The organism is Microbulbifer thermotolerans, assembly GCF_001617625.1.
Classification (GTDB): Bacteria; Pseudomonadota; Gammaproteobacteria; order Pseudomonadales; family Cellvibrionaceae; genus Microbulbifer; species Microbulbifer thermotolerans.
Window position 1 is genome coordinate 809,591 of the sequence record NZ_CP014864.1, and the last position, 23,662, is coordinate 833,252.

General features: G+C 55.8%; 20 protein-coding genes. 9 read left to right on the forward strand and 11 right to left on the reverse strand.

Annotated elements, in window-relative coordinates; all coding sequences use genetic code 11:
- Positions 1 to 122 precede the first annotated feature (122 nt).
- The 3 genes from A3224_RS03445 to A3224_RS03455 all read left to right on the forward strand — a co-directional run bounded on the left by A3224_RS03445 (position 123) and on the right by A3224_RS03455 (position 2,714).
- Positions 123 to 392 carry a sulfurtransferase TusA family protein gene (locus A3224_RS03445; RefSeq protein ID WP_067151521.1) on the forward strand — a complete coding sequence of 90 codons (270 nt, stop codon included), beginning with the start codon at positions 123 to 125 and terminating at the stop codon, positions 390 to 392.
- Positions 393 to 403: 11 nt separating this feature from the next.
- Positions 404 to 1,516, forward strand: coding sequence for an AI-2E family transporter (locus A3224_RS03450; RefSeq protein ID WP_067151524.1), 1,113 nt, complete (start codon positions 404 to 406; stop codon positions 1,514 to 1,516).
- A 94-nt stretch (positions 1,517 to 1,610) separates the two neighbouring features.
- A complete protein-coding gene (locus A3224_RS03455; RefSeq protein WP_067151527.1) occupies positions 1,611 to 2,714 on the forward strand; it encodes a phosphoribosylaminoimidazolesuccinocarboxamide synthase in 1,104 nt (367 codons plus the stop codon).
- 190 nt (positions 2,715 to 2,904) lie between these two features.
- Here the strand turns inward: A3224_RS03455 and A3224_RS03460 are convergent, their stop codons facing one another.
- Positions 2,905 to 3,291 (reverse strand): hypothetical protein, encoded by a 387-nt coding sequence (locus tag A3224_RS03460; RefSeq protein ID WP_156481417.1) that lies wholly within the window; start codon positions 3,289 to 3,291, stop codon positions 2,905 to 2,907.
- 158 nt (positions 3,292 to 3,449) lie between these two features.
- Here A3224_RS03460 and A3224_RS03465 point away from each other — a divergent pair, with 158 nt between their 5' ends.
- Both A3224_RS03465 and fghA read left to right on the forward strand, forming a co-directional pair.
- Positions 3,450 to 4,463 (forward strand): AraC family transcriptional regulator, encoded by a 1,014-nt coding sequence (locus A3224_RS03465; RefSeq protein WP_067151532.1) that lies wholly within the window; start codon positions 3,450 to 3,452, stop codon positions 4,461 to 4,463.
- 233 nt (positions 4,464 to 4,696) lie between these two features.
- Entirely contained in the window at positions 4,697 to 5,548 is an 852-nt protein-coding gene (gene fghA / locus A3224_RS03470) for an S-formylglutathione hydrolase (RefSeq protein ID WP_067151535.1), read from the forward strand.
- A gap of 23 nt (positions 5,549 to 5,571) precedes the next feature.
- Here fghA and A3224_RS03475 read toward each other — a convergent pair whose 3' ends face one another.
- Positions 5,572 to 5,994, reverse strand: a complete 423-nt coding sequence (locus tag A3224_RS03475) for a hypothetical protein (protein WP_067151538.1) — start codon at positions 5,992 to 5,994, stop codon at positions 5,572 to 5,574.
- Positions 5,995 to 6,457: 463 nt separating this feature from the next.
- On the opposite strand from A3224_RS03475, the gene A3224_RS03480 reads away from it, so the two are divergent.
- Positions 6,458 to 8,518: a S9 family peptidase gene (locus A3224_RS03480; protein WP_231902449.1), complete on the forward strand. Its 2,061-nt coding sequence runs from the start codon at positions 6,458 to 6,460 to the stop codon at positions 8,516 to 8,518.
- Between the two features lie 184 nt (positions 8,519 to 8,702).
- Here A3224_RS03480 and A3224_RS03485 read toward each other — a convergent pair whose 3' ends face one another.
- Positions 8,703 to 8,945: a YdcH family protein gene (locus A3224_RS03485; RefSeq protein WP_067151544.1), complete on the reverse strand. Its 243-nt coding sequence runs from the start codon at positions 8,943 to 8,945 to the stop codon at positions 8,703 to 8,705.
- A gap of 163 nt (positions 8,946 to 9,108) precedes the next feature.
- Between A3224_RS03485 and A3224_RS03490 the strand changes: the two genes are divergently transcribed.
- Positions 9,109 to 11,223, forward strand: coding sequence for a TonB-dependent siderophore receptor (locus A3224_RS03490; RefSeq protein WP_139223258.1), 2,115 nt, complete (start codon positions 9,109 to 9,111; stop codon positions 11,221 to 11,223).
- An 81-nt stretch (positions 11,224 to 11,304) separates the two neighbouring features.
- Complete coding sequence (locus tag A3224_RS03495) at positions 11,305 to 12,426, forward strand: PepSY-associated TM helix domain-containing protein (protein ID WP_067151549.1); 1,122 nt, start codon at positions 11,305 to 11,307, stop codon at positions 12,424 to 12,426.
- Positions 12,427 to 12,610: 184 nt separating this feature from the next.
- Here A3224_RS03495 and A3224_RS03500 read toward each other — a convergent pair whose 3' ends face one another.
- The 6 genes from A3224_RS03500 to wecB all read right to left on the reverse strand — a co-directional run bounded on the left by A3224_RS03500 (position 12,611) and on the right by wecB (position 18,812).
- Complete coding sequence (locus A3224_RS03500) at positions 12,611 to 13,300, reverse strand: TetR/AcrR family transcriptional regulator (protein ID WP_139223259.1); 690 nt, start codon at positions 13,298 to 13,300, stop codon at positions 12,611 to 12,613.
- A 276-nt stretch (positions 13,301 to 13,576) separates the two neighbouring features.
- A complete protein-coding gene (gene cydB, locus A3224_RS03505; RefSeq protein ID WP_067157378.1) occupies positions 13,577 to 14,581 on the reverse strand; it encodes a cytochrome d ubiquinol oxidase subunit II in 1,005 nt (334 codons plus the stop codon).
- Between the two features lie 11 nt (positions 14,582 to 14,592).
- Positions 14,593 to 15,996: a cytochrome ubiquinol oxidase subunit I gene (locus tag A3224_RS03510; protein ID WP_067151555.1), complete on the reverse strand. Its 1,404-nt coding sequence runs from the start codon at positions 15,994 to 15,996 to the stop codon at positions 14,593 to 14,595.
- A gap of 67 nt (positions 15,997 to 16,063) precedes the next feature.
- Positions 16,064 to 16,630, reverse strand: coding sequence for a GbsR/MarR family transcriptional regulator (locus A3224_RS03515; protein WP_067151558.1), 567 nt, complete (start codon positions 16,628 to 16,630; stop codon positions 16,064 to 16,066).
- Positions 16,631 to 16,750: 120 nt separating this feature from the next.
- A complete protein-coding gene (locus tag A3224_RS03520; protein ID WP_067151561.1) occupies positions 16,751 to 17,668 on the reverse strand; it encodes a DUF1853 family protein in 918 nt (305 codons plus the stop codon).
- A 67-nt stretch (positions 17,669 to 17,735) separates the two neighbouring features.
- A complete protein-coding gene (gene wecB / locus A3224_RS03525) occupies positions 17,736 to 18,812 on the reverse strand; it encodes a non-hydrolyzing UDP-N-acetylglucosamine 2-epimerase (protein ID WP_067151563.1) in 1,077 nt (358 codons plus the stop codon).
- Between the two features lie 302 nt (positions 18,813 to 19,114).
- On the opposite strand from wecB, the gene A3224_RS03530 reads away from it, so the two are divergent.
- The gene (locus A3224_RS03530; RefSeq protein ID WP_067151565.1) at positions 19,115 to 20,203 is read left to right on the forward strand and encodes a glycosyltransferase family 4 protein; all 1,089 of its coding nucleotides are present in this window, start codon (positions 19,115 to 19,117) and stop codon (positions 20,201 to 20,203) included.
- A gap of 7 nt (positions 20,204 to 20,210) precedes the next feature.
- Here A3224_RS03530 and A3224_RS03535 read toward each other — a convergent pair whose 3' ends face one another.
- Positions 20,211 to 22,664, reverse strand: a complete 2,454-nt coding sequence (locus A3224_RS03535) for an autotransporter family protein (RefSeq protein ID WP_067151568.1) — start codon at positions 22,662 to 22,664, stop codon at positions 20,211 to 20,213.
- A 102-nt stretch (positions 22,665 to 22,766) separates the two neighbouring features.
- The gene (locus A3224_RS03540; RefSeq protein WP_067151571.1) at positions 22,767 to 23,510 is read right to left on the reverse strand and encodes an OmpW/AlkL family protein; all 744 of its coding nucleotides are present in this window, start codon (positions 23,508 to 23,510) and stop codon (positions 22,767 to 22,769) included.
- Positions 23,511 to 23,662: the final 152 nt, after the last annotated feature.

Genomic DNA, 23,662 nt, shown 5'->3' on the forward strand with positions numbered 1-23,662 from the left:
GCAGCGCATTGCAAAGAACCGTGAAGCCCGTCCATAAATACACTGCTCTGAGAGTGGGGATTCCCATCCGGGATCCGCGCTATAATCCGCCGCACTTTGCAATCTCTATGACCGCAGACCCAATGACAGTATCCCCCGCCGAAAACAAGCCGCGCCCCGGGCGGGAGCGGGAAGTGACCGTGGATGCCCGCGGCCTGCGCTGTCCCCAGCCGTTACTGGCCATGCGCCGCGCTCTGCGCGAGCACCCGGTGGGAACGCTGGTGCGGGTGCTGGCTACCGATGAAGGCTCCTGGCGCGACTTTCACAGCTTCGCTCAGCTGAGTGGTGTGCCGCTAGTGAAGGCCGAGCGGCGTAGTGATGGCTACTGTTACTGGCTGCGTGTCGGCAAATAACGAGAGTGTCTATGCTGACGATCGTCAAAAACTGGATAAACCGCTATCTCGGTCAGGAAGAGGTGGTTCTGCTGGTGTTGCTGTTACTGGTGGCACTGGTGGCTATGGCCACGCTGGGGCAGGTGCTGGCTCCGGTACTGGCGGCACTGGTGATTGCATTTCTGATGCAGGGAATGGTACAGCGGCTGAAATCCTGGAAGGTGCCCCATTGGCTCGCGGTGAGTATCGCCTGTCTGGTGCTGGTGGGCACTATTGTCGGGCTGTTTCTGGTGGTTTTGCCGATCATATGGCGCCAGTCGGTGCGGCTGTTCGCTGAGCTGCCTAATATGATTGACCAGGGGCAGGAGCTGCTGTTGTTGTTGCCGGAACGCTACCCCCGCCTTGTTACCGCAGAGCAGATCGATGAGCTTTTCAACACTCTGGGTAGTGAGCTGGGTACCGTCGGCCAGACGCTGTTGACCTTTTCCCTGACCAATCTACCGATACTGGCCGGCTTGCTGATCTACGCGGTAGTCGTGCCCATTCTCGTGTTTTTCTTTTTGAAGGATTCGGACAAGCTGATCCGCTGGTGTGTGTCTTTTTTACCCAGTGAGCGGCCGATGCTACGCCAGATATGGCACGAGATGAACGACCAGGTGGCCAACTATGTGCGCGGCAAGGTGATCGAGATTGGCATTGTGGCGGTGGTCAGCTACGCCGCATTCCTGCTTCTCGGCGTCAACTATGCGCTGTTGCTGGCGGTGGCCGTAGGGCTCAGCGTTCTTATTCCCTATATCGGCGCCGCGGTGGTGACTATTCCGGTGGCGGCTATCGGCCTTTTCCAGTGGGGTTGGAGCAGTGAGTTCTTTTATTTGATGCTCGCCTACGGTGTTATTCAGCTTCTTGATGGCAATGTGTTGGTGCCACTTCTGTTTTCCGAGGCGGTCAATCTGCACCCGGTGGCTATTATCCTTGCAGTTCTCTTTTTTGGTGGCATTTGGGGCTTCTGGGGCGTCTTTTTTGCCATACCGCTGGCGACCCTGCTCAAGGCGATTATAAATGCCTGGCCGACAGCGGATCACCAGGCTGAGTGGCAGGCAAGGGAGAGCGCGGAACTGGACAGTGATGAACAGCAGCAGTCCTGAAAAACGCCATTTGACGCGCTCCTCTGTCCCGCACCTCGGGGCTTTTGCTAAAATCCCGCGCTTCTTTTTGGCCCATCCCGAATAGGAATGCCCCATGAGCCTTGCCGACAAAGTACTGGCGGTCAACGACGATCTGCCGATCCGCACCGACAAACCTGTTCACAGCGGCAAAGTCCGCTCGGTCTACTGGCTGACTGAAAAAGACAGCCGCCGCCTGATCGAAGAGAAGGGCTACGCGGTTGCGCCGGATGCCCCCCTCGCGGTCATGGTGATTTCCGACCGCATCTCTGCTTTCGACTGCATCTGGACGGGTGAAGGCGGCATGCGCGGTGTGCCCGGCAAGGGCGCGGCGTTGAATGCCATCTCCAACCACTGGTTCCAGTTGTTCAAGGAGCGCGGTCTGGCGGACAGCCATATTCTGGATATTCCCCATCCACTGGTGTGGATTGTGCAAAAGGCGCGCCCGGTTATGATCGAGGCCATCGCCCGCCAGTACATCACCGGTTCCATGTGGCGCGCCTACCAAAAAGGCGAGCGCACTTTCTGCGGCATAGAAATTCCCGATGGCCTACAGAAGGATCAGAAACTGCCGGAACTGCTGATCACGCCATCCACCAAAGGCATACTCAAGGGTATTCCCGGCGTGCCGGAGGCGGATGATGTGAACATTACCCGCACCAATATCGAGGAGAACTTTGCGGCCTTCAACTTCCGTTCCAAGAGCGATATCGATCTTTACGAGCAGCTCTTGAAAGAAGGGTTTGATGTGATTTCCGCAGAGCTGGAGAAGCTGGATCAGATCTTCGTCGACACCAAATTCGAATTCGGCTATGTAACCGACGCTGAGGGCAGGGAAAAGCTGATCTATATGGATGAGGTGGGAACGCCGGACTCCTCCCGTATTTGGGACGGTGAACAGTACCGCAACGGCAAAGTGGTGGAAAAATCCAAAGAGGGTTTCCGCCAGGCGTTGCTCAACCACTTCCCGGACCCGGATATCCTGCTCAACAAAGACCGTATGCCCGAGCGCCAGGCCCTGGCTCGCGACAACGAATTGCCCGCGGCCATGTTGATGGATGTGTCTGCAACTTATGTGGACATCGCGGAAAAAATTACCGGCAAAAAGTTGGAGATCTCTGAAAATCCCAAAGCGGAACTGATCGCGATACTGCGCGACCACTATGGCCTGATCGATTAGACCTTCTGATCGCCCAGCTTATGGGGGTGTTTCATTCCCGCATGAGCAAGTCAGGTGACGGGGTGGGTATTTTGAAACCGCCGGATACATGGAAGTATCCGGCAGAGTTGCAGGCAAGTGCTCACACTTTTCCGAAGGCTCTATGATCATGTTGGAGCGCCTGCATGGTCTCGGTGTCAACAGGTGCTAATCAGTGGTTCCCCAGCCGCTGACCGCGGTAGATTTTCTTCGTCGTACCCATCTGTCCGGCCGCACAGTGTTCGGCCATTGTCTCGCCATAGATGAGTTCGTAGATATCCCGTTTGCGGGGCTCTTCCTGCAATATTGGGTGGCCGCGGTACAGGCGCGGTGGCGCTTCCTCTCCAGTGGTGAAGGGGGCGCCCCTGCGGGCCTCCAGCGCACTGATCATCTGCCGGGTTTCGCTGTCGATGGTTTTGTCCCGTGCCCGGGCCAGCTGAGCTTCGAATCCGTAGTCCGCAAATTGCAGAGTAATACCAAATTCGGCTTTCAGGCGTTTGCGCAGCTTGCGCAATAAGGTCAGTACTTCCGAGTTCATCAACCAGTGGTTGTTGGCCACGATTCCCTCCCCCTTTTATGACGTTTGTGCATTGAGTCCAGCAAGTTCCGGGCCAATTTTCTGTGCAGGTTGGGGATGCGGATGCTGTCATACCGCTGTCGATATCGGTATGATCTGCGTCCTATCGCCCGCAGGTTAATTGTTTCAAAGAGTTTTGAATGGAGCCCACCTACGAGATCCGCAGCGGTGCCCTGGCGGGGTTTACGCTGCTGGTGCCGCGTCTCGGCGGCGACCCGGCCGCACTCTTGGCACGGGTGGGGCTGCCGGCAGACTGCATGCGCCGCCCGGATCTCTTGATCCCCATTGCAACCCTGACAAATCTGTTGAATCTCTGCGCCGAAGAGCTGGAGTGCAGCGATTTTGGTCTGCGCTTGGCGAGTATGCAGGGCGTGCGTATTCTCGGTGCACTGGGCAAGCTGGTGCTCGATTGTGTGGATCTGCGCAGGGCATTGGCGGTGACGCAGCGCTATATGGCTCTGCATAACCAGGCGGAGCACTGGCGTATCCGCGTGGAGAGGGGCCGCGTGTTGGCACGGCGCTTTGACCACTTCCGTGATACGCCAGCCGCGGCGCAATACAGGGATCTGTCCCTGGGGGCTGGGTATCGGCTGATCCGGGATCTGGCGGGAGAGGACATTCGTCCGCTGCAGGTACACTTCCGGCAGGGGCCGGTGTCCACGATGCAGCAATACCGGGACTTCTTCCACATAGAGCCTCAGTTTGGCCAGCCCCACGATTGCCTAGTGTTCAGCGCGGACATCATGCAGCGGCCACTGCGCACACCGGGGGACAGTCTCGAGCGGTACTTCGATGAGTTCACGCAGCAGCTATTGGAAAAGCACCGGGGAAGCCTGGCCGCGCAGGTACGTGCGTTGATATTGCAGACGCTGGGTGCGCAGCGTCACAGCTTGACGCAGATCTCCCGCCTGATCGGTATACCGTCGCGGACGCTGCAGCGGCACCTGCAACAAGAGGGCACCGGTTTCAAGCAGTTGCTGCAGGATGCCCGTATGGAGACAGCACGCTGGCACTTGCGCGCCTCCAACATTGACATCAATTTGCTCTCCGCCGTGCTCGGATACACGGAAATCAGCGCATTTTCCAAGGCATTCCGCACCGCACATGGCCTTTCGCCCTTGCAGTGGCGTAAAAAGCAGCGTGAAAAGGACTAATACTCGCTGTTCCGGGCAATAGCACCGGTTTATGCTGGCGATTCACGCGAAACAAGAGCTTCTTGTAAAAGCGACCCAATAGCAGCTGCTGGGCCGCCGCGGTTTGGAATGCCGGTGACTCCCGACCGGGTCCGTTCATTCCCGCCCGATGCCTTCGCAATCCATTAACAGCGTCTTCGACCCCAGGTCCTGGGGCGAGCGCCACCGCAGCCTGAACCTCTACGGGTAACACTATGAATCTGGAACGGTTAAATAGCACCAAATGTTTCGACGGCCTGCAACAGCAGTTTGCGCATCAGTCGGAAGTGCTCGACTGCAAAATGCGTTTTTCCATTTTTCTGCCGCAGGCGGCGGAAGTGGAGAAAGGGCATCGTTTCCCCGCGGTCTACTGGCTGTCGGGTCTCACCTGCACCGACGAAAACTTCAGTGTGAAAGCGGGGGCGCAAAGAGCTGCGGCGGAACTCGGGATTGCACTGGTGATTCCGGACACCAGTCCGCGGGGTGGGCAGGTGCCTGACGATCCGGATTTCGCTTTGGGGCAGGGGGCCGGTTTTTATCTGAATGCCACACAGGCACCTTGGAGCGCGCACTACCGGATGTACGACTATATTGTGCACGAGCTGCCGGCGTTGATTGAACGGAACTTTCCCGTCAGCGGGCGCAGGGGCATTGCCGGGCACTCCATGGGTGGCCACGGTGCCCTGGTAATCGGGCTGCGCAATCCGCAGAGTTACACTTCCATTTCTGTTTTCAGTCCCATTAGCAATCCGATGGCTTGCCCCTGGGGCGAGAAAGCGTTCAATGCTTATCTGGGAGCCGACAGGTCCAGCTGGAAGGATTACGATGCGGCCGACCTGCTGCGTCGGGCGCCCGGGAAGTTGCCGGTGCTGGTCTCCCAGGGGGAATCGGACCCCTACCTGGAAGAACAGTTGAAGCCCCACGCACTGGAGGCCGCAGCCGAGGCAAGTGGTTATCCGCTAACAATGGAATACCACGCTGGCTATGATCACAGCTACTTCTTCGTCTCCAGCTTCATTGAACAGCACCTGCGTTTTCACGCAGATTACCTGCTGAGGAATCGCTGATAAACGCACGCTGTGTGTATTGATCAGCCGGACGCAGCCCGGCACTCACCGCGGATTTCAGCGGAGCCGCGGTCGAAGGTCTTCTCGATGATAAACCAGCCGTTGGGGCAGTAGTCGGTTTCCGCGAGAAGTTCCTCCATGCGTTCCATTGCAGCCTCCTGGGTATTATCGCGCATCTTTGCCATAGTGCCGCCGCCTTTGCCTCCGGCACCACCGCCCGGTCCGCCGCCCATGCCACCGCCCGGGCCTCCGCCTCTGCCTCCGCGGCGGCCACCGCCCATGCCGCCCTCCTGATCCGCACTCAGCTGAGCCTTGTAGGTAAAGAAGCGGTTGCCCTGATCGGAGATATGGGTAATCAGGGACTCAGAGAAGACCGGTGGCTTTTCCGGTGTGGAGCTACAACCGGCCGCCAGAGTGGCCGCCGCCAGCAGAATATAGCGTTTCATCGTTGGGTTCTCACCTTTTCTGTTGCAGTGAGGATAAGACCACGGGAAACGAATTGGTTGGGTTAAGATAGGTAAATAACTGTTAACCGGATTCATTTCGCGATGCCATCCTCTTTCACAACAGAATGCAACGTCGATCCAGCATCTTCGCCATGCCACTTGCTGTGTCGAGGCTGCGCCGTAGAATCCCAAACAGTCGCCTGAGGAGCTTCGGATTTTTTGCATATACCCTGGCCATGTTTTTTACGCTTTGGGGTAAATGCATCAGAGGCTTTTTGGCCCCTCTCTATAAAACACCATCGATAAGAGTCGCAATATGAAGAAAGGGCTATTTGTATTGTTCGGTTGTGTTTTCTCCGGACTATGTTTTGGAGAAACCCTTACAATCGAAAGAATATTTTCTGATCCGGCCTTGAGCGGTACTTCGCCCCGGGCACTCGAATATTCTCCGGATGGCAGTCGCGTGACTTTTCTGAAAGGGCGCGAGGAGGACTACAACCGTTACGACCTGTGGGAATACAACATCGCCGATGGCAAAAGCCGCATACTGGTGAATTCGGATTCCCTGCACAAGGGAGAGGAGCAGCTGTCCGATGAAGAGAAGGCGCGCCGTGAGCGCCAGCGCATCTACGGCAGCGGCATTATGGAGTACACCTGGTCAGAGAACGGAAAGTCCCTGCTGTTCCCACTCGCCGGCGATGTGTACTACTACGATCTTGAAAGGGGCACAGCGAAGCGCCTGACAGAGACAGAGGCATTTGAAACCGATGTGCGGGTATCGCCAAAAGGTCGCTATGTTTCCTTTATCCGGGATCAGAATATTTTTATCGTCGATCTGCAAACCGGTCGCGAGCGGCAACTGACCCGCGATGGCGGGGGAGCGATCAAAAACGGCATGGCCGAATTTGTCGCCCAGGAGGAAATGGACCGCATGACCGGCTATTGGTGGTCTCCGGACGAACGCCATATTGCCTACTTGCGGGTGGACGAATCACCGGTGGATGAAGTGGTGCGCAGCGAGATCTACGCGGACCGCATCGAGATGATCCGGCAGCGCTACCCGGCCGCAGGCCGCCCCAATGTGAAAATCCAGTTGGGCCTTCTCGATATCGATACCGGTAAAACACGTTGGTTAGACCTGGGAAAAGAAGAGGATATCTACATCCCCAGAGTGGACTGGGCGCGGGATGATTTGCTCAGTTATCAATGGCAGAACAGAAGTCAGCAGAAACTGGAACTGCGCTTGTATGACCTCACCAGCGGTAAAACCCGCAAACTGCTTACGGAAACCAGCGATACCTGGGTCAATCTGCACGACGATCTGCACTTTCTCAAAGACAGTGACAGCTTTATCTGGTCCTCTGAGCGCGACGGCTACAAGCACCTCTATCTCTACGATCTGAAGGGCAAACTGTTGCGGCAGCTCACTGAAGGCGACTGGGCCGTGGATGAGCTCTCGGCGGTGGATGAAGAGAGAGCGCTGCTGTATTTCACTGGCCGCAAGGATACGCCGCTGGAGCGTCATCTCTACGCGGTGGACTTGAACGGCAAAGAGGGCGTGCGCAGAGTTTCCCGGCGCGCCGGCATGCACGGCATTGCATTTGCCAAGGACGCTTCCGGCTATATCGACAAATTCTCCAGCATTACGACACCACCCCAGGTCAGCCTACACCGTGCCGATGGTGAACGGATAACCTGGCTGGAGGAGAACGCGGTGGTAAAAGGCCACCCACTGTATCCCTACAAAAAGGACTGGATAGTTCCGGAGTTCGGCAGTTTCAAAGCGCCGGAGGGGCACCAGCTCTATTACCGCCTGTACAAACCAGCGGGCTTCGACGCCAAGAAAAAATACCCTGTTCTGGTATTTCTTTACGGTGGTCCCCATGCGCAGCTGGTGACCAATAGCTGGGATAGGGAATTTAATCAGTATATGGCGCAGCAGGGTTATGTGGTCTTTACCCTGGATAACAGGGGCTCAGCCCACCGCGGTACCGCTTTTGAAAATCCCATTTACAAACGCATGGGAACCGTGGAAGTGGATGACCAGGTTGCCGGGGTGAAATTCCTGCGTTCATTGCCCTATGTGGATGGTGACAATATCGGCGTTTACGGTCACAGCTATGGTGGCTATATGGCGTTGATGACCATGTTCAAGGCCGGCGATTACTTCAAGGCGGGCGTGTCCGGAGCGCCGGTAACCGATTGGACCCTTTACGACACCCATTACACCGAGCGCTATATGGGTAATCCGAATACCGATGGAGAAGAATACCAGGCCTCTTCAGTATTTCCCTATGTGGATGGTCTTAAAGGCCCGCTGCTGATCTACCATGGTATGGCGGATGACAATGTCCTCTTTACCAACACCACCAGACTGATCAAGACAATGCAGGATAAAGGCAAGCAGTTTGAGCTGATGACTTATCCGGGCAAAAAACACAGCCTGCGCGGTAAGCCGACGCGCATCCATATGTACACGATGATTGCGCGATTCTTTGACCGCCATCTGAAGTCGCGCGGATAAGTTCCAGCCTCGTCTGTAGAAAAGTGCCATCGTAAGAGCGGTGGCGCTTATGCCTGGCGGGATCGCGTGCTATGTGTATTGCTGAGAGTCGCTAGGGTAAAAAACGCTGTACCCCTCTGCTCGGGCGCCAGCTTGCAAACTGGCGCCCGGGCTTTGCAGCGCCTTCCCGGAGGTGCCGCAAGGGTCAGTCGCAATTTGCGATGCGGTGATAAAGGTGCTGTTTGAGGTAGGCGCGCTGCTTTTTGAGACTGTTGTAATGTTCGTCGTCGGTTCCGATGCCGCTGTCTTGAAGGCCGCGGATTTCCTTGTCCAAACGCTCGTATTCCCGGCTCTCGCTCAGAAACGTTAAGTCCTCAGATTTCAGTCTTCTAATGCTCTCTTCATATTCGGGAAAGTCGTTTTCTAAGGTGTGGGCGGTTATTGGCATATCGCTATCTCCCGTTTGTGCAAGTGGGCTTTCCGCGCTTCTATTTTAGTGTGCCGCGAGGGCGGTGGCTTAGCGGACAATTAATAAAAGCTAAATGATAATGACTTGCATTTAGTTTTGATGGTCACTATGATGCGCCCAAAATTGACTGGGGAAACGAATAGTGGCTTGCAAAATTGGTTTATCTGCACAACCCACATTGCTGGCGATAGCGCTCAGCCTGACTCACACCGGAACCCTGGCCCAGGAGGATCAGGCGATCGAAACCGTGGAAGTGACAGGTGAGGTCTCCGAATCTTATCTGACAGGGGAAATGGACACTGCCACTGGTTTGGGGCTTTCCAGTCTGGAGACACCTCAGTCCGTTTCCGTTATCAACCGGACACAGCTGGACGACTTCGAGCTCAACAGCCTCAATGACGCCCTGCTCGCGGTGCCCGGTATCCAGGTGGAGAGCGTTGAAACAGACCGCACTTACTACAGTTCGCGCGGTTTCGATGTCACCAACTTCCAGGTGGATGGTGTCGGCGTTCCGGCCACTTACGGTAATCTGGATGGCGAAACCGATATGGCGTTGTATGACCGCGTTGAAATCGTACGTGGCGCCAGCGGTCTGATGTCCGGTGCCGGCAACCCCTCCGCCACCGTTAATATGGTACGTAAGCGCCCCACAGAAGACTTTCAGTTGTCTATCGACGCCGTGGCCGGCTCATGGGACAAGGCGCGCCTGGAGGCGGACGCTTCTGGCACTCTGACCGAGGGCCTGCGCGGCCGTTTGGTTGTCGCCAAGGAGGAGAGGGAATCCTATCTCGACGATTACGCGATGGATAAAACCCTCATCTACGGGGTAGTGGAAAAGGATCTCGGTCAGTCCACCGTGCTGACACTGGGATCCAGCTATCAGACCAGTAATGCGGACAGCCCGCTGTGGGGTGCCTTGCCTATGCACTACACCGATGGCACGCCCACAGACTACAACGTATCCACCACCACCTCGGCGGACTGGGCCTACTGGGACAACACCGAAGCCGATGTCTTCGCGGAGCTGAAGCACACCTTTGCCAACGGCTGGGAGGCAAAGGCTTACTACACCCATGCGGAAATCGAGGGTGACAGCGAGCTGTTGTATATGTTCGGGACTCCGGACCCGGAAACAGAGGAGGGACTCTACGGCTATCCGAGTGCCTACACACTGGATGAAACCCGGGATCAATTCGATCTGCGCGTATCCGGCAGCTACAGCTTTGCCGGGCGCGAACACGATCTGCTGTTCGGCTACAACTGGGCCAAAGGCAGTGTTGAGGAGCTTTCCCTGTACGACGGCGAACTCGGTTTTCCCGCCATTGGCGACTTCAGTCAGTGGGACGGTTCCGGTATTGCGCGCCCGGTCTTCGATGACAACCCCAGCGGAAGTGATTTTGAGGATAAACAGAGCGCCTATTTCGCCGCTACCCGTGTCCATCTGATGGACAACCTGTCTTTGATCGGTGGTGCCCGTGTTGTGGATTGGAAAAGCGTTGGCGAAGGATATGGTACCAGCAAGGTCACAGAGGAGTCCGGCAAGGTACTGCCCTACGCGGGTTTGATCTACCGCATCGGTGATAATTACTCGCTCTATATCAGCCGCACTGAGACATTTATGCCTCAGGACGATCTGACCGCAGATCTGACTTATATGGACCCGACCGAAGGTGTTAACAATGAGGTGGGCGCCAAGGGGGAATTCTTCGACGGAAAATTGCAGGCCAGTATTGCCTACTATCAAACGGAGCAGAAAAACGTGGCCGAGTCTGCCGGCGAGGTTACCGATCCGTTGACTGGTGGGCCGGTGCAGGTGTACGAAGGCGTGGATTACGATAGCGAGGGGTTCGACCTGGCCCTGAGCGGTCAGCTGGCCCCTGGACTTCAAGTGGATTTCAGCTACGCCTATGTGGAAATCGATGATCAAAATGGTGAGTTAGACCGGGCTTATATCCCGCAACAAATGGTGCGTCTCTTCGCCAGCTATAGGCCACAAGTGATGGAAAATTTGAAGTTAGGGGCGGGGCTTAATTGGCAGGACGATATAGAACGCACGACCAGCGATGGATATACCGTGCAGCAGGATGCTTACGCGACAGTCCGTGCCTTTGCCAGCTACCGGGTCAATAAAAACCTGGAAATCTCCCTGAATGCCAATAATCTGACCGACGAAAAATATATCAGCAGTCTCTATTGGGACCAGGCCTTTTACGCCGCTCCGCGCAATTTCAGCGCATCGGTCAGCTGGCGTTACTGATAGCAAATGGTATGCGCGCTTTGGGATGGTGGGTTGATAGGCCCCGCCATCCTTTTTTGTTTTTCCGGATTCTGACTTCCCATGAATAAAATTTTATTCAAATTGCACAGCTGGATGGCTTTGGCCGCTTTTTTGCCGCTGCTGGTGATCTGTGTGAGTGGCAGTATTCTGGTTTTTAAGCACGAAATAGACACGCTGCTGATGGCGGAAAAGGTGCGGGTAGACACCGATGCTGGCGAACGCTTGTCACTGGACAGGCTACTTGCCAATGTCAACCAGAGCTTTCCTGACTATGAAGTGGTCGGTTGGCACCTGTTTCAGGACCCCGGACGTGCGGACCAGGTATATCTGATACAGCGCGGTAGCAGCGAATGGTCCTACGCGCTTTTGAACCAGTATTCAGGTGCAATACTGGCTGAGCCGCGCGGGCTGACGCATTATTTCACCGACTGGCTGCTCGATCTTCACTACACCCTGCTGCTGGATGACCCGGGCCTGTTGTTGACCAGTATTTTTTCTGTGCTGCTGTGTCTATTGGGGATCACTGGCTTGATATTGCACCGCAGGTTTTGGAAAAACTTTTTCACCCTGCGCTGGAAATCCCGCCTGATTGTTTACTTCAGCGACCTGCACAAAATGGTCGGTGTTATCGCCTCGCCAGTATTGTTGATTGTGGGATTTACCGGAGCCTGGTGGAATATCAGCCACTTTGCCCACGAGATAGCAGAGCATGCCGACGGTGCGGAGCACCATGTGATGCAGTCTCGCTTGTATAGTGACGACCTTTCCCTGCAGGCGCTGCAGGATGCGGCGCAGCAGCAGGTACAGGGGTTCGAAGCCACCTATATCTCGCTGCCCTGGGAACCGGGAGTCAATATCACCTTCTGGGGGGATGTACACACAGACAACCCCCTGCTCAGCCAGTATGCGAGCAGTGTCACTTACGATGCCAATTCCGGTGAGTTGATTGGCACTTTTGATATCCGCGAAGCGGGGGTGGGGGCTAAAATCATCGACAGTTACCGCCGTTTGCATTTTGGTGATTTTGCCGGCTTGGCGAGTCGCGTACTTTGGTGCGTGATCGGGCTGACTCCGCTATTGCTTGCGGTAACGGGAGGCTATATCTGGTACCGCCGGAGGGAAAAGCGTCACAATGCGCGTATGAAGAGGCGCAACAAGCGCTTGCAAGAGTTGGTGGCCTAGAAACTGTTCGCAATAGGGGGGAGTCTCCCGCTGACATGACGGGCAAAAGAAAGGCATTTCGAAACCGCCGGATGCGTCCCTGTATCCGGCGGTTTCGAAATGCCTTTCTCGTTATCTGGGCTTCTCGCCAGACTGGCGGGGGCTTGCGCTAGGCGAGCCAATCAATCAGCGCTGCCCCGCTTCTCTATGCCGGCGTCATCGCCAGTCGCGTACGGGTCTGGCGTCGCGCCAGCAGCTCGCCCAAATACATCTTCAGATATGCAGCGGCGGCGCGTTTGCCCTCCGCGGCGATCTCCTCGGTAATACACCCGAAGCGGGAATAGGAAAGCGCCCAAAAGGAGTCGTTGATGGTGATCGCCAGCAGGAATCTCTCTCGCCAATCCTGGGAGGCCGGCAGCTCGAATTCCTGCGAGATGCGTTTGAGCAGTGAATCCGCCAGGCGCAGATTATTTTCCGCCTGAAGATTGCGCAGGGCCCAGTTGGATTGCGGACCGAAATGCACCTTCAACGCTGGTAGATTTATTTCGTAGTAAGAGCGGACCAGATCGCACAGCTCGAATAACAGATCCTGCCAGCTTTCCGCCGGACCCAGTTGGGGGTGCTTGTCCAGGGCCTCACTGAAGGTCTTATAGTGACGTTCAGCCAAGGCGGTTAGACTGGCGTCCACACTGGGGAAAAAGTGGTAGACCGATGCGGCGGGAACGCCGGCCATCTGGCTGAGATTCGCGAGGGTGATTTCGCAGGAGTCCTGTTCGACGATCAGAGTTTCCAATGCATCGAGCAGTTTTTCGTACTTTTCGCGACCGTTTTTACGCTGCGGTTTGCGGGGCCTCGTGGTGTCGCGTTTCATTGAGCGCCGATCGATTTCGTTCAATGTTATTTCGCCCTTGACGGACGCCCGCAGGCGAGTGGCCTGCTGAGCGTTTCACATCCGTGTAAATTAGTTGTCATTTGATGACGCCAATTATTTACTGCGTACCAATAACGGGCAAGTACAACTTTTCCGATTTGTGGCTTAGTTCCGCCCTAATCAAAGTTTTTTGAACTAAATCATAAAAATTATTTGGTTATATTTTTCCTGCGAATAAAGTATCGAAAAAAAAGGCGCCGGACTTTGTCCGGCGCCGTAAACCACTCTCAGCGCTTCTCTTTAGTGGTATTGCAAATCCGTGGCCTTGCCATGGAATACCCGGTAAGAAAAGATCGTATAGATCAAGATCACCGGTACCACAATCAGCGCGCCGACCAGAACGAACATCAGAGACTCGGGGGCGGCTGCTGCCTGCCAGATATTCAGCTCGCCCGGCACGATTTCCGGGTAGAAGCTGAAAGCCAATCCGGTGAAGCACATCAGGAAGACCAGTAGCACGTTGATAAAGGGTAACCAGCAGTGGCGGTCGTCCACTTTTGGCAGGCGTCGCAATAGGATTTCGTTGGCGATGAAGGCAAAGAAGCAGATGATTGGTACCAGCAGTACGAACATCACCAGCGGGAAGTCAAACCAGCGGTCAAAAACACCCGGGTTCACCATCGGGTTGACTGCGGATACCGCCACGACACCGACGAAGGCTGCCCGGCCAGCGCGGCGCGTCCAGCGGATGGCGCGCTCCTGCAACTCACCCTCGGTTTTCATAATCAACCAGGCGCCACCGATATAGGCATAGGCCGCAGTAACGCCGAAGGCGCTCAGGATGGAGAAGAGTTGTGCCGGCCAGCTACTGTCAAATCCCATCACATACTGGCCCAGCATATAGCCCTGGGTCAGGCTGACAAGCAGGGAGCCACCTTTAAATGTCCTGTCCCAGGCCAGTTTGTGGTCCACCGCGGCCTTGGCGCGAAAATCGAAGGATACACCGCGCAGAATCAGGCCGATCAACATAATCGCCGTGGGGATATAGAGGTTGGTGAGCACCAAACTGTGGGCTGTGGGGAAGGCGATCAACAGCAGGCCGACTCCCAGGACCAGCCAAGTTTCGTTGGCGTCCCAGAAGGGGCCAATAGAGGCAATCATGGTGTCCCGCTGCGGCTCGTCCTGGGCGCGCATCGGCAGCAATATGCCGACGCCCAGGTCGTAGCCATCGAGGATTGCATAGACCAGTACCGCAAGGCCCATAAGGCCGATAAAAACCACTGGCAGCCAATCTGCTGCTGTCATTGCACTTGTGCTCATGCTTTACCTCCGTGCGCGGACTCTAGGGTCGGTTGCTGTTTAGAGTCGGATAGGTTGGTCAGACTGCCTTCGGGGTTGGGTTCCTTGGTCTCGAATTCCTCCACTTTCACAGATTTCAGTGCCATGACTCGCAGAGTGTGGAAATAAGCCCAGAGGAGAATGACGTAGACCACCAGGTAGAGCGTCAGGGAGAGTCCGACATTAGCCGGTGCCACCGGTGTCGCCGCTTCAGCGGTTGTGAGTATCCCGGTTACCAGCCACGGTTGGCGGCCCACTTCGGTCACATACCAGCCAGCCAGTGTCGCCAGCCAGCCGGAGGCTGTCATGGCCACTGTGGTTTTCAGTAGCCAGCCGGGCAGTTGATCGCGCCGGTACAGGTTGTAACACCCAATCCAGGCCACCAGCAGCATCAGTACGCCGAGGCCAACCATAATGCGGAAGCCGTAGAAGAGCGGCTTCACCGGTGGGTGATCGTCTCCGAATTCATTCAGGCCGGGGACTTCACCGTCCGCGTGGTGGGTGAGTATCAGGCTCGCCAATTTGGGTATGGTGATTTCCAGATGATTGGTGCGGGCCTCTTCATCGGGGATTGCGAAAAGCCTCAGTGCCGCGCCTTGTTCCGTTTCCCAAATCCCCTCCATGGCGGCGACTTTCTGTGGCTGGTGTTCGAAGGTATTGAGGCCGTGCAGGTCGCCGACAAAAACTTGCAGTGGGGCCAGTATTGCCGCCAATACCAAGCCGGTTTTGAGTGCCAGCCGCGGTGCCTGCTTTGGGTCGCCTTTAAGAATGCGGTAGGCGGACAGGCCGGCGACAAAAAAGGCCGCGGTTAATCCGGAGGCCAACAGCATATGGATCATGCGGTAGGGGAAGGAGGGATTGAAGATCACTTTCATCCAGTCGGTGGCGTGAACGACGCCATCCCGAATTTCATAGCCCGCCGGTGTCTGCATCCAGGAGTTCAGAGAGAGAATCCAAAAAGCGGAGAAGGTGGTGCCCAAGGCTACCATCAGGGCGGAGAAGGTGTGCACTTTACTGGGTACACGCTTGCTGCCGAACAACATGATGCCTAGGAAGGTCGCTTCCAGGAAAAACGCGGTCAATACCTCGTAGCCCAGCAGTGGGCCGGCGATATTGCCTACTTTTTCCATAAATCCAGGCCAGTTGGTGCCGAACTGGAAAGACATGGTAATACCGCTGACCACGCCCATGGCGAAGGTCAGTGCGAATACCTTGACCCAGAAACGGTAGGCGCGCATCCAGACCGGATTGCCGGTTTTGTCGTAGCGCACTTTGAAGAACAAAAGGAACCATCCGAGCGCGATGGTGAGGGTGGGAAAGAGAATGTGAAAACTGACGTTGGCTGCGAACTGTATCCTCGACAGCATCAGGGTGTCTAACATGAGAACCTCTGCATATAACAGTAGTTACTATCCAACCTGGATTTGCGGTGCTGAGCACCGCACCGGCTCATTTCGCTGTAGATTTGCCTCCTTGTACCCCGGTGGCTTTATTTTTTAATTCGAGCAGCTTGCTGATACCGGAACCCAGTTTCATCAGCTTGATCAGGTCCTTCTGCTCCAGTCTGCTCAGGGTATTGGCGAAGCGGTCCAGCAGTTCCAGCAAGTTGTAAACCTCCTGGATTTTTTTCTGCTCTTCGGCCTCCTGTTTGTCCTCCGGCGCGTTCAACAGCAACTCGCGCAACAGGCTCAGTGTCGGGTCCAGTTCCCGCTTGCGCCGTTCCTCAAACACGGTGCGCGCCAGATCCCAGATGGAGCCGGCGGCAGTAAAGTAATCCTTGCGGTCTCCCGGCAGGTGTCGCAGTTCCACCAATCGCCAGGACTGCAACTCCTTTAGGCCCATGCTGACATTGCCGCGGCTGATCTTTAGCGCCTGTGCCAGCTGGTCCGCATTCATGGGTTCTGACTGAATGGTCAGTAAGGCAAACATCTGCCCGACAGTGCGATTAAAGCCCCAACGGCTGCCCATTTCGCCAAAATGCAATATGAATGCCTGGGCCTGACTGGATAACTTCATAGTGTTCTGTATTTTCAGAAATTTTTGAAAATTCTAAACCTTATTCGATTTCTGTCAATCATTAATCCTGTTTGGGTAGGAAACGATCCAGAAGGGGTAGAGATACAGGAGCCCGTCTTATTAATCAGTGGTTCCTTGGTCCACTTGCTGTAATGCCGCTCCAAACCAACCATGCGGAACAATAAAGCCGCGTTCGGTTTCCCCCGCAGCACTTATCCCGGCGACGCAAAGCGGTGCAGGCGGGCTGGTATCGCAAAGTCTCTGCGCCAGTGCCTCACTGGTGTCGCCCGGTGTGAGACCCGGGGGCAGTGGTGCCAACCAGGCGCGCTTGGGAAGCTGAACCCAGCGCAGGGAGTGTCGGCAAAAGTGGTGTTGAAACTCGTCGAGCTCCGCCCACCAACAGGGACTGCCGCCCAAAGTCAGCTCTCCGTGCTGAGGCGCTCTTCGCGCGTCGAGTGGACGGAACAGTCGCCCCGGCATCAGTGCCCACTGGCGGTCGATATGAATCTTCTGTTGCCGCAACAGTTGCCGCGCTTGAGGCTGGTGTATCAATGGCAACTGGTGGTCGCGCATGCGCGCCAGCTTGATGTCCAGACGATCCCGCAATCCGGGGCCGACCCAGTATTCGTCCGCCACTTGCAGATAGAATTTGACTGCGATTTCCCAGTGCTCGGTGGCGCCGCTGGGCAAGTGTTGTACTACGAAGTCCAGCTCGCCCAGGGTGCGGTCCGCGGTGCGCAAGGGTAGGTTGCGGCATCGCAGTCGGTAATCGGGGTGATGGGTAAAGGCGAACGCCCACAGGTCTTCAAAATAATCGCCCAGCCGCATCCCTCTACCCTGTGCATCGCTCTGCGCCAGCGCTGCGTCCAACAGTGGTGCTAGGCGCGTGCGTGTCTCGGTGAGGGAGAAATAAGCCGAAAGCGCCTCCCGGCGCTGGCGCGGCAGCCACGGAAGGTCTGCGCAGCGGGCGATGGAATCCGTCTCCAGCGCCCAGTGGAGGTTGGTCCAGTGGTTGGGGGTGATAGAGGGTGTGCTCATTGGCTGCGGCTGTCAGTCGCGCAGTTGGTGTGTAAATCCTGTTTTCTCAATAGTCTGCTGGCAAGTGTCAGCCGCCCCCGATCAGAGCACGCAAGATACGGTCACACGCGGTTCCATCCCCATAGGGATTGTGGGCAAAGCTCATTGTTCGGTAAGCGTCGGAATCTGTCAGCAGGATATTGAGCTCCCGGGTAATCACCTCGGTGTCGGTACCCACCAGTTTGACGGTGCCCGCCGCGACGGCTTCCGGCCTCTCCGTGGTGTCGCGCATAACCAAGACCGGTTTACCAATAGAGGGCGCTTCTTCCTGAATGCCGCCGGAATCGGTAAGGATAATACTGGCCCGATTCATAAGATAGACAAAGGGAAGGTAATCAAGCGGTTCTATCAAATGAATATTGTCGATATTCGATAGCAGTCGATTGACGGGTTCGCGGACATTTGGATTCAAGTGTACTGGGTAGACGATTTGAGTATCCGGGTGCCTTCGGGCTGCCTGTGCCAGGGCCTGACATATACGCTCGAACCCTGCACCAAAACTTTCCCTCCGGTGGCCGGTAACCAGGATAAGTTTCTTTTCTTTGTCTAGGAATGAGAACCGTTTTTCCTGTTCGGTGGTGAGGGTTTTATCCGTATCCAGCTTTTTAACTACTTCGAGCAGTGCATCAATGACAGTGTTTCCGGTTACAAATATGCTCGACGGATCTATGCCTTCGGCGATCAGATTCTTTCTGGAAGTTTCCGTTGGCGCAAAATGTTTCGCGGAAAGCGTGGCGGTTAATTTCCGGTTGGCTTCCTCCGGCCAGGGGGAGTAGAGATTGCCTGTGCGAAGCCCTGCCTCCACATGTCCCACGGGTATCTGCTGGTAGTAAGCGGCGAGGGTTGTGGCGAATGTTGTCGCGGTATCGCCGTGAACCAAGACGATATCGGGCTTTGTTTCTGCAAGTACTCCTCGCATGCCCTGAAGTATTCCCGAGGTAATGTCGGTTAAATCTTGTCCCGGCTTCATCAGATCCAGGTCGTAGTCGGGGACGAGCTCAAACAACTGCAAGACTTGATCCAGCATTTCCCGGTGCTGTGCTGTTACGCAGATCTTTGCATCAAAACGCTCATCACGCCCCAGCTTTAGTGCTAGGGGTGCCATTTTTATAGCCTCCGGGCGTGTCCCGAATACTGTTAATACCTTCATAATCCGTTTAGCTCTGTCTTTTTAGATGGCAGATTGGTTGAGTGCTCAGATACCGCTTGATGATCGAAGCCGCGAATTATCCGGTTGCGCGGATAGATATCAATCACTTTGAGGGCGGCGGCAAAGGACATTTTAAGGTTGACCGGGCGAGACCGGCTTCCAGTGTCATGGTAATGTAGCCAATGGGCGGAGACACTGGCCTGTTGTAGGCGTGTGCTACAATCCGCCGCCGTTACTGACCAGTCTAAATGTCTTCTATGAAAATCCTGATGCTTTCCAATGAGTTTCCCCCCAGTATTGGCGGGGTTCAAACCCATGTGTATGAACTTGCCAAGGCATTGGTACGTGCCGGGCATCGGGTGGCAGTAGTGGCACGTCGTGCCGAAAAAAGTTTGAGCAAATTTGAGATCATGGATGGAATAGAGGTACACAGGCTCAAGCTGCCCAACAGCCATCTGGTGTACGACTGGAAGTTGTCCCGGTTTTTGAAAAAGCAAGTGCGGGAAAACGGTTTTGAAGTGGCCCATGTGCACGGCATGCGACCACTGAAAGCGGCCGCGCGGGCAGGCGTACCGGTCGTTTTTACCAACCATACGTCATCTTTCTTGAAGCGCGTCAAGAAAGGGCAGAAAGTCCTGGATAAGATGCGGCGTGAACTGGAGCTTGCATCAGTCGTGTTGGCCCCGAGTGAGGAGCTGGTTGAAGCGACACGTACCACCGGTTATGGAGGGAAAACAGTATTTATCTCCAATGGCGTGGATACCGGGCGCTTTTACCCGACCGATAGTGCACTGCGTAAAACGCTGGGTATTCCAACCTCAGCGATGGTTTTTGTACTTGCTCGGCGCCTAGTGGAAAAAAATGGAGTTTTGCATTTCGCTAAAGCGATTGGTCGGGTACAGCGGGACAATTTCCACGTGATAGTGGCGGGAGACGGTGAAGATCGAGAACAGTTCGAGCAAATCGTGGCGGATGCTGGTTGCAGTGCTCGCGTGCATATGCTAGGGGGCGTAGACAATCAAAAAATGCCGGAAGTGTTTGCCGCCGGAAATGTGTCGGTACTGCCATCATTGATGGAGGCGACCAGTATCGCGGGCCTGGAGGCAATGGCCTGCGGCCTGCCCTTGATTGGCACCCGTGTGGGCGGAATTCCCGTGATTCTGCACCATGAAAAAACCGGTTTACTGGTGGAACCGGCATCGCCTGATGCTCTGGCACAGGCCATGCGGTACTGCTGTGATAACCAAGAAGTGGTACATACCATGGGGCAGGCGGCCCTAGACAGAGCGAGGCGCGAATTTTCCTGGGATAAAATCGCGGAACAGACGCTGGCGTACTATCGCTAGGGAACTGCTACCACTTGTAGCGAAACCCGAACATCATCTCCGCACCGTCGCTGTCGCCGAAGTTGTCCAGGCTGGTGAAGAAATTGATTTCCCCATACACGGAGCAGCCGTCCCCGCATTCGTCGTAGGTGGCGCCTATGCTCAATTTGCCCAGCCAGTCATCCTCCTGTTGGCCCAGGCGTGTGCGGGAAACCGTGACATGCGTTTTTTTGCCGAAATTGTAGATAACACTGGGGGTGACCTGAATACTGATGCGTTCCAGCGGTAGGTCACCGTACATATTGCGGCCGGAAACGCGGCGGCTGACTCTTTTTTCAAAGGTGGCACCGATACGCGCGCGCAGGCCGTTGTTGTTGATATCGGTGACCACTACGCCGTAAGTATCGTTCAAGTCATCCGCTTCCTCTTTGGCATAACTCAATTGCACCTGCGGGGTAAGGGCGTAGAGGTCGCGCAGCTTGAAGCTGCGCCCGCCTTCGATGGAAAGCGCGTAACCGAATGCCTCCGTCCCCCTTTGCAGGCTGCGCAGATCGAAGGCGGTGATATCGGAATCAAACCAGTTCAGTAGTAGTTGCGCATCCAGGTAGGCGCCTTGGATACCATACCAGGTCAGAAAACCGCTGGCGCCGTAGTGTTTAACATCGATCTCACCATCGCCGAAAAAGGATTTGATATCGTTTTCCGCATCCCCGTAGTGCAGGGCTGCGCTGCCGATGGGCTGAGTGCCCATTACGGTGAAACCGAACGGCACATCCACGCCCAGCTGTACATAAACGTAGTCCTGCTCCCAGTGGGCCTGGGTGGTGGATTTCATTGGATCGAAATTTCCGCGCCGGGCTAGGGTGCGAATCCAGGGGCCGCCACCATCGATGGCCCTTTCCACCGAGGTGGCGTAGTCACAGCTATATACGTCCTTGTAGCTGCTGCCCACCCAAAAGCGGTTGCCCAGACGGCTGCGTAGCGAATCGGGCCGGTTCAGCGAGCGGAGTATCTGAGGGTAGCTTTCGTACATAACTGCGCCCGGCTGCCAGCGGGGGGTTGTACCTCCGTTCTGATTCAGCACTGAGCGCAGATACCAGTGGCCGTCTTCCGGGTTTTCTACACCATTGTGATGCAGTGTGTACGCATAGGCACCGCCTATGGCCGCTTGTCGTCCGTCCCTGGTAACAAAGTCGCCATCCAGTACAAAGGCGTCGGCGGCGGAAGTGCCGTCCACCTGCACCAGCTGGATACCGTCGCCGCTTGTGGCGGCGCCGGTGCCGTCGCGGTTGGTGACGCGGATAAAGGTCCGCCCGGAGGTATCTCCCTCGATTTTTAAAAGGTCGGCGGGTGCACCATCACCATTGAGGCGCACATCCAGCCACAGGCGTCCGTCTTTGCCGATGTAATCGCCGTAGTTGCCATCGGCATCCATGGCCAGTGTCAGGGTGTCGAAACGACTGTTGTAGGCCAAGTCCAGGGTCCCCGCGTTAGCGATATTTCCGGTGGCCACAAAATGCTGAGGAATAAATTGCACCAATCCGCCAAACAAAATATCCAGCCCCAGGTCATTGCCTTCGGTATCTTTGCCGCCGCCCACGTTGAGACTGCCGCTGAACTTCATCTTGGAGCTGCCCCAGATAACGATGCGCTCCCAATTGCGCAAAAGACTGGCATCCTGCTCATAATCGAGAATAAAAGTCAGGGTATCGATATCGCCGTCGTCCGGGTAAACATCGTCACCACCGTCCAGGATCGGGCCGCTTTCATAGGCAAATGAATCGATCACCAAGCGGTCGGAACCCGGACCGCCGCGCACTTCATTAGCGAGACCTTCATCCCAGTAAATAAAATCGTCGCCCTCGCCAGCGTCGATGTAATGGAAAACAAAGCCGCCGTCGAGAATGATGTGGTCGTCCCCTTCGCCGCCCCAGACGTAAAATGCCAAACCATCCAGCAGCTCGATGGTGTCATCGCCGCTGCCGCCATTGATACCGCCGCCGTCGAGAAAACTCCCCACGTCGGCATGGCGGTTATTCATCACAATGGTGTCATTGCCCGCGCCGCCATCGATGCCTTTTTCGATAAGGACTTGATTGAATTCGAAGCCTCCCTGATCCACATTCGACTCGCCTTCATCGCCCAAGTCATCGGATTCGGAGAGCGCCTCGGGATCTGGTGACGTGCTGAGGCCCGTATCGCCGCCGATGGTAATGACATCGTCGCCGTCTCCCGCACGTACCCAGCCTATGGTGCCGCCATTTAGGTCCAGTGTGTCATCGCCGCCATAAGATTCCACATCGGCGCCTTCCGCATCGTTGTCCTTGTCGCAGAGAATATGATCGGCGGCGGGAGTACCGGTATTGCCAGGGGTACAGTCTGCCCATACCCGTCCGGAAAAAATGACAGCTGCGGCAATAACAAAGCAGCCCCAGGAAAACCCTCGTCCTGCAAGACTGTGGCTTTTGACAATTACGCCCACAATGATTCCTGCGCTTTCCGTGGCATTATCCCCGTGGCGGCAGCGGCGCGGGGGACCATTATTTATTCGGTGATTCCATGGCTGCCTGTCACTGGCACCCAGTCAGAATCGGTAGCCGACACTCAGGTTGAAGACCCATGGATCATAGTCGAAGCGGGCGTAGAGGCGGTCGTAGCCCAGTTCCGTGGGGAAGGTAACTCTGGCATCCGTATCCGAGTGAAAATGCTGCACCGATGCGTTGACGAGTAGGGGGAAACCCCAGTCGAAACTGAAATCCACTCCCGCCTGCGCCGCCCAGTCCCAGGAGTGGCCGAGATTGAAATCTCCCCTGCCGGTGGCCAGTCCGGAATCGATCAGAAATTGATTAAACGCGCCACTGAGGCTCACGTCGTGGAAATCCGTGTAATTGATGCCCACCCCGATATAGGGGCGGCCCAGGCAGGTGCCGTCGAGAATATACCAGTTGACGAAGGCGAGGCTGGAAGACGCTTTGAAGTCTCCCAGCGCGATTACCTCGCGGCCCGGAATTCCGGTGAAATAATCCAGGTCCGCATCGTAATCGGCGCCGCCGATATGCATCAACTCGATTCCCCAATAAGGCATTGGCCGCCAAACGGCGGAAAGCTGCCAAGTTCTGGAAGAATCGATTTCCCAGGTAGTGTTATAGAGATCCCAGTGCTGTAATACCCGAAACTTCAGTGATGTGGAGCCGTCATCCGGGTGGATATAACTGCCGCCCAGACGGACGATAAAATCTCCCCAATCCATTTCCCGCCAGTCGGGCTGTGCGATAGCAAGCGACGGTAAAAAAACGCCAGCAGCGGCCAGAAATCGAAACCACTTCATGAACATCTCCCTCCAAAATCCTTGTGTTGGGCAGCAAATTATCCGTTTACTAGTTAGCGTACCGCCGTGTCTGTGCGGTTACTCGGTGCGTGTTGAGTAACACTTAAAAGTAGCAGGCGGTTGCGGAGGTGGAGGAGAAATCTGAAAACGCG

Excerpts from the sequence above, each read along its gene's own strand:
- A3224_RS03445 (WP_067151521.1), top strand. The coding sequence starts at position 123 with ATGACAGTATCCCCCGCCGAAAACAAGCCGCGCCCCGGGCGGGAGCGG.
- A3224_RS03450 (WP_067151524.1), top strand. The coding sequence starts at position 404 with ATGCTGACGATCGTCAAAAACTGGATAAACCGCTATCTCGGTCAGGAA.
- A3224_RS03455 (WP_067151527.1), top strand. The coding sequence starts at position 1,611 with ATGAGCCTTGCCGACAAAGTACTGGCGGTCAACGACGATCTGCCGATC.
- A3224_RS03465 (WP_067151532.1), top strand. The coding sequence starts at position 3,450 with ATGGAGCCCACCTACGAGATCCGCAGCGGTGCCCTGGCGGGGTTTACG.
- fghA (WP_067151535.1), top strand. The coding sequence starts at position 4,697 with ATGAATCTGGAACGGTTAAATAGCACCAAATGTTTCGACGGCCTGCAA.
- A3224_RS03475 (WP_067151538.1), bottom strand. The coding sequence starts at position 5,994 with ATGAAACGCTATATTCTGCTGGCGGCGGCCACTCTGGCGGCCGGTTGT.
- A3224_RS03485 (WP_067151544.1), bottom strand. The coding sequence starts at position 8,945 with ATGCCAATAACCGCCCACACCTTAGAAAACGACTTTCCCGAATATGAA.
- A3224_RS03495 (WP_067151549.1), top strand. The coding sequence starts at position 11,305 with ATGAATAAAATTTTATTCAAATTGCACAGCTGGATGGCTTTGGCCGCT.
- cydB (WP_067157378.1), bottom strand. The coding sequence starts at position 14,581 with ATGACAGCAGCAGATTGGCTGCCAGTGGTTTTTATCGGCCTTATGGGC.
- A3224_RS03510 (WP_067151555.1), bottom strand. The coding sequence starts at position 15,996 with ATGTTAGACACCCTGATGCTGTCGAGGATACAGTTCGCAGCCAACGTC.
- A3224_RS03515 (WP_067151558.1), bottom strand. The coding sequence starts at position 16,630 with ATGAAGTTATCCAGTCAGGCCCAGGCATTCATATTGCATTTTGGCGAA.
- A3224_RS03520 (WP_067151561.1), bottom strand. The coding sequence starts at position 17,668 with ATGAGCACACCCTCTATCACCCCCAACCACTGGACCAACCTCCACTGG.
- wecB (WP_067151563.1), bottom strand. The coding sequence starts at position 18,812 with ATGGCACCCCTAGCACTAAAGCTGGGGCGTGATGAGCGTTTTGATGCA.
- A3224_RS03530 (WP_067151565.1), top strand. The coding sequence starts at position 19,115 with ATGAAAATCCTGATGCTTTCCAATGAGTTTCCCCCCAGTATTGGCGGG.
- A3224_RS03540 (WP_067151571.1), bottom strand. The coding sequence starts at position 23,510 with ATGAAGTGGTTTCGATTTCTGGCCGCTGCTGGCGTTTTTTTACCGTCG.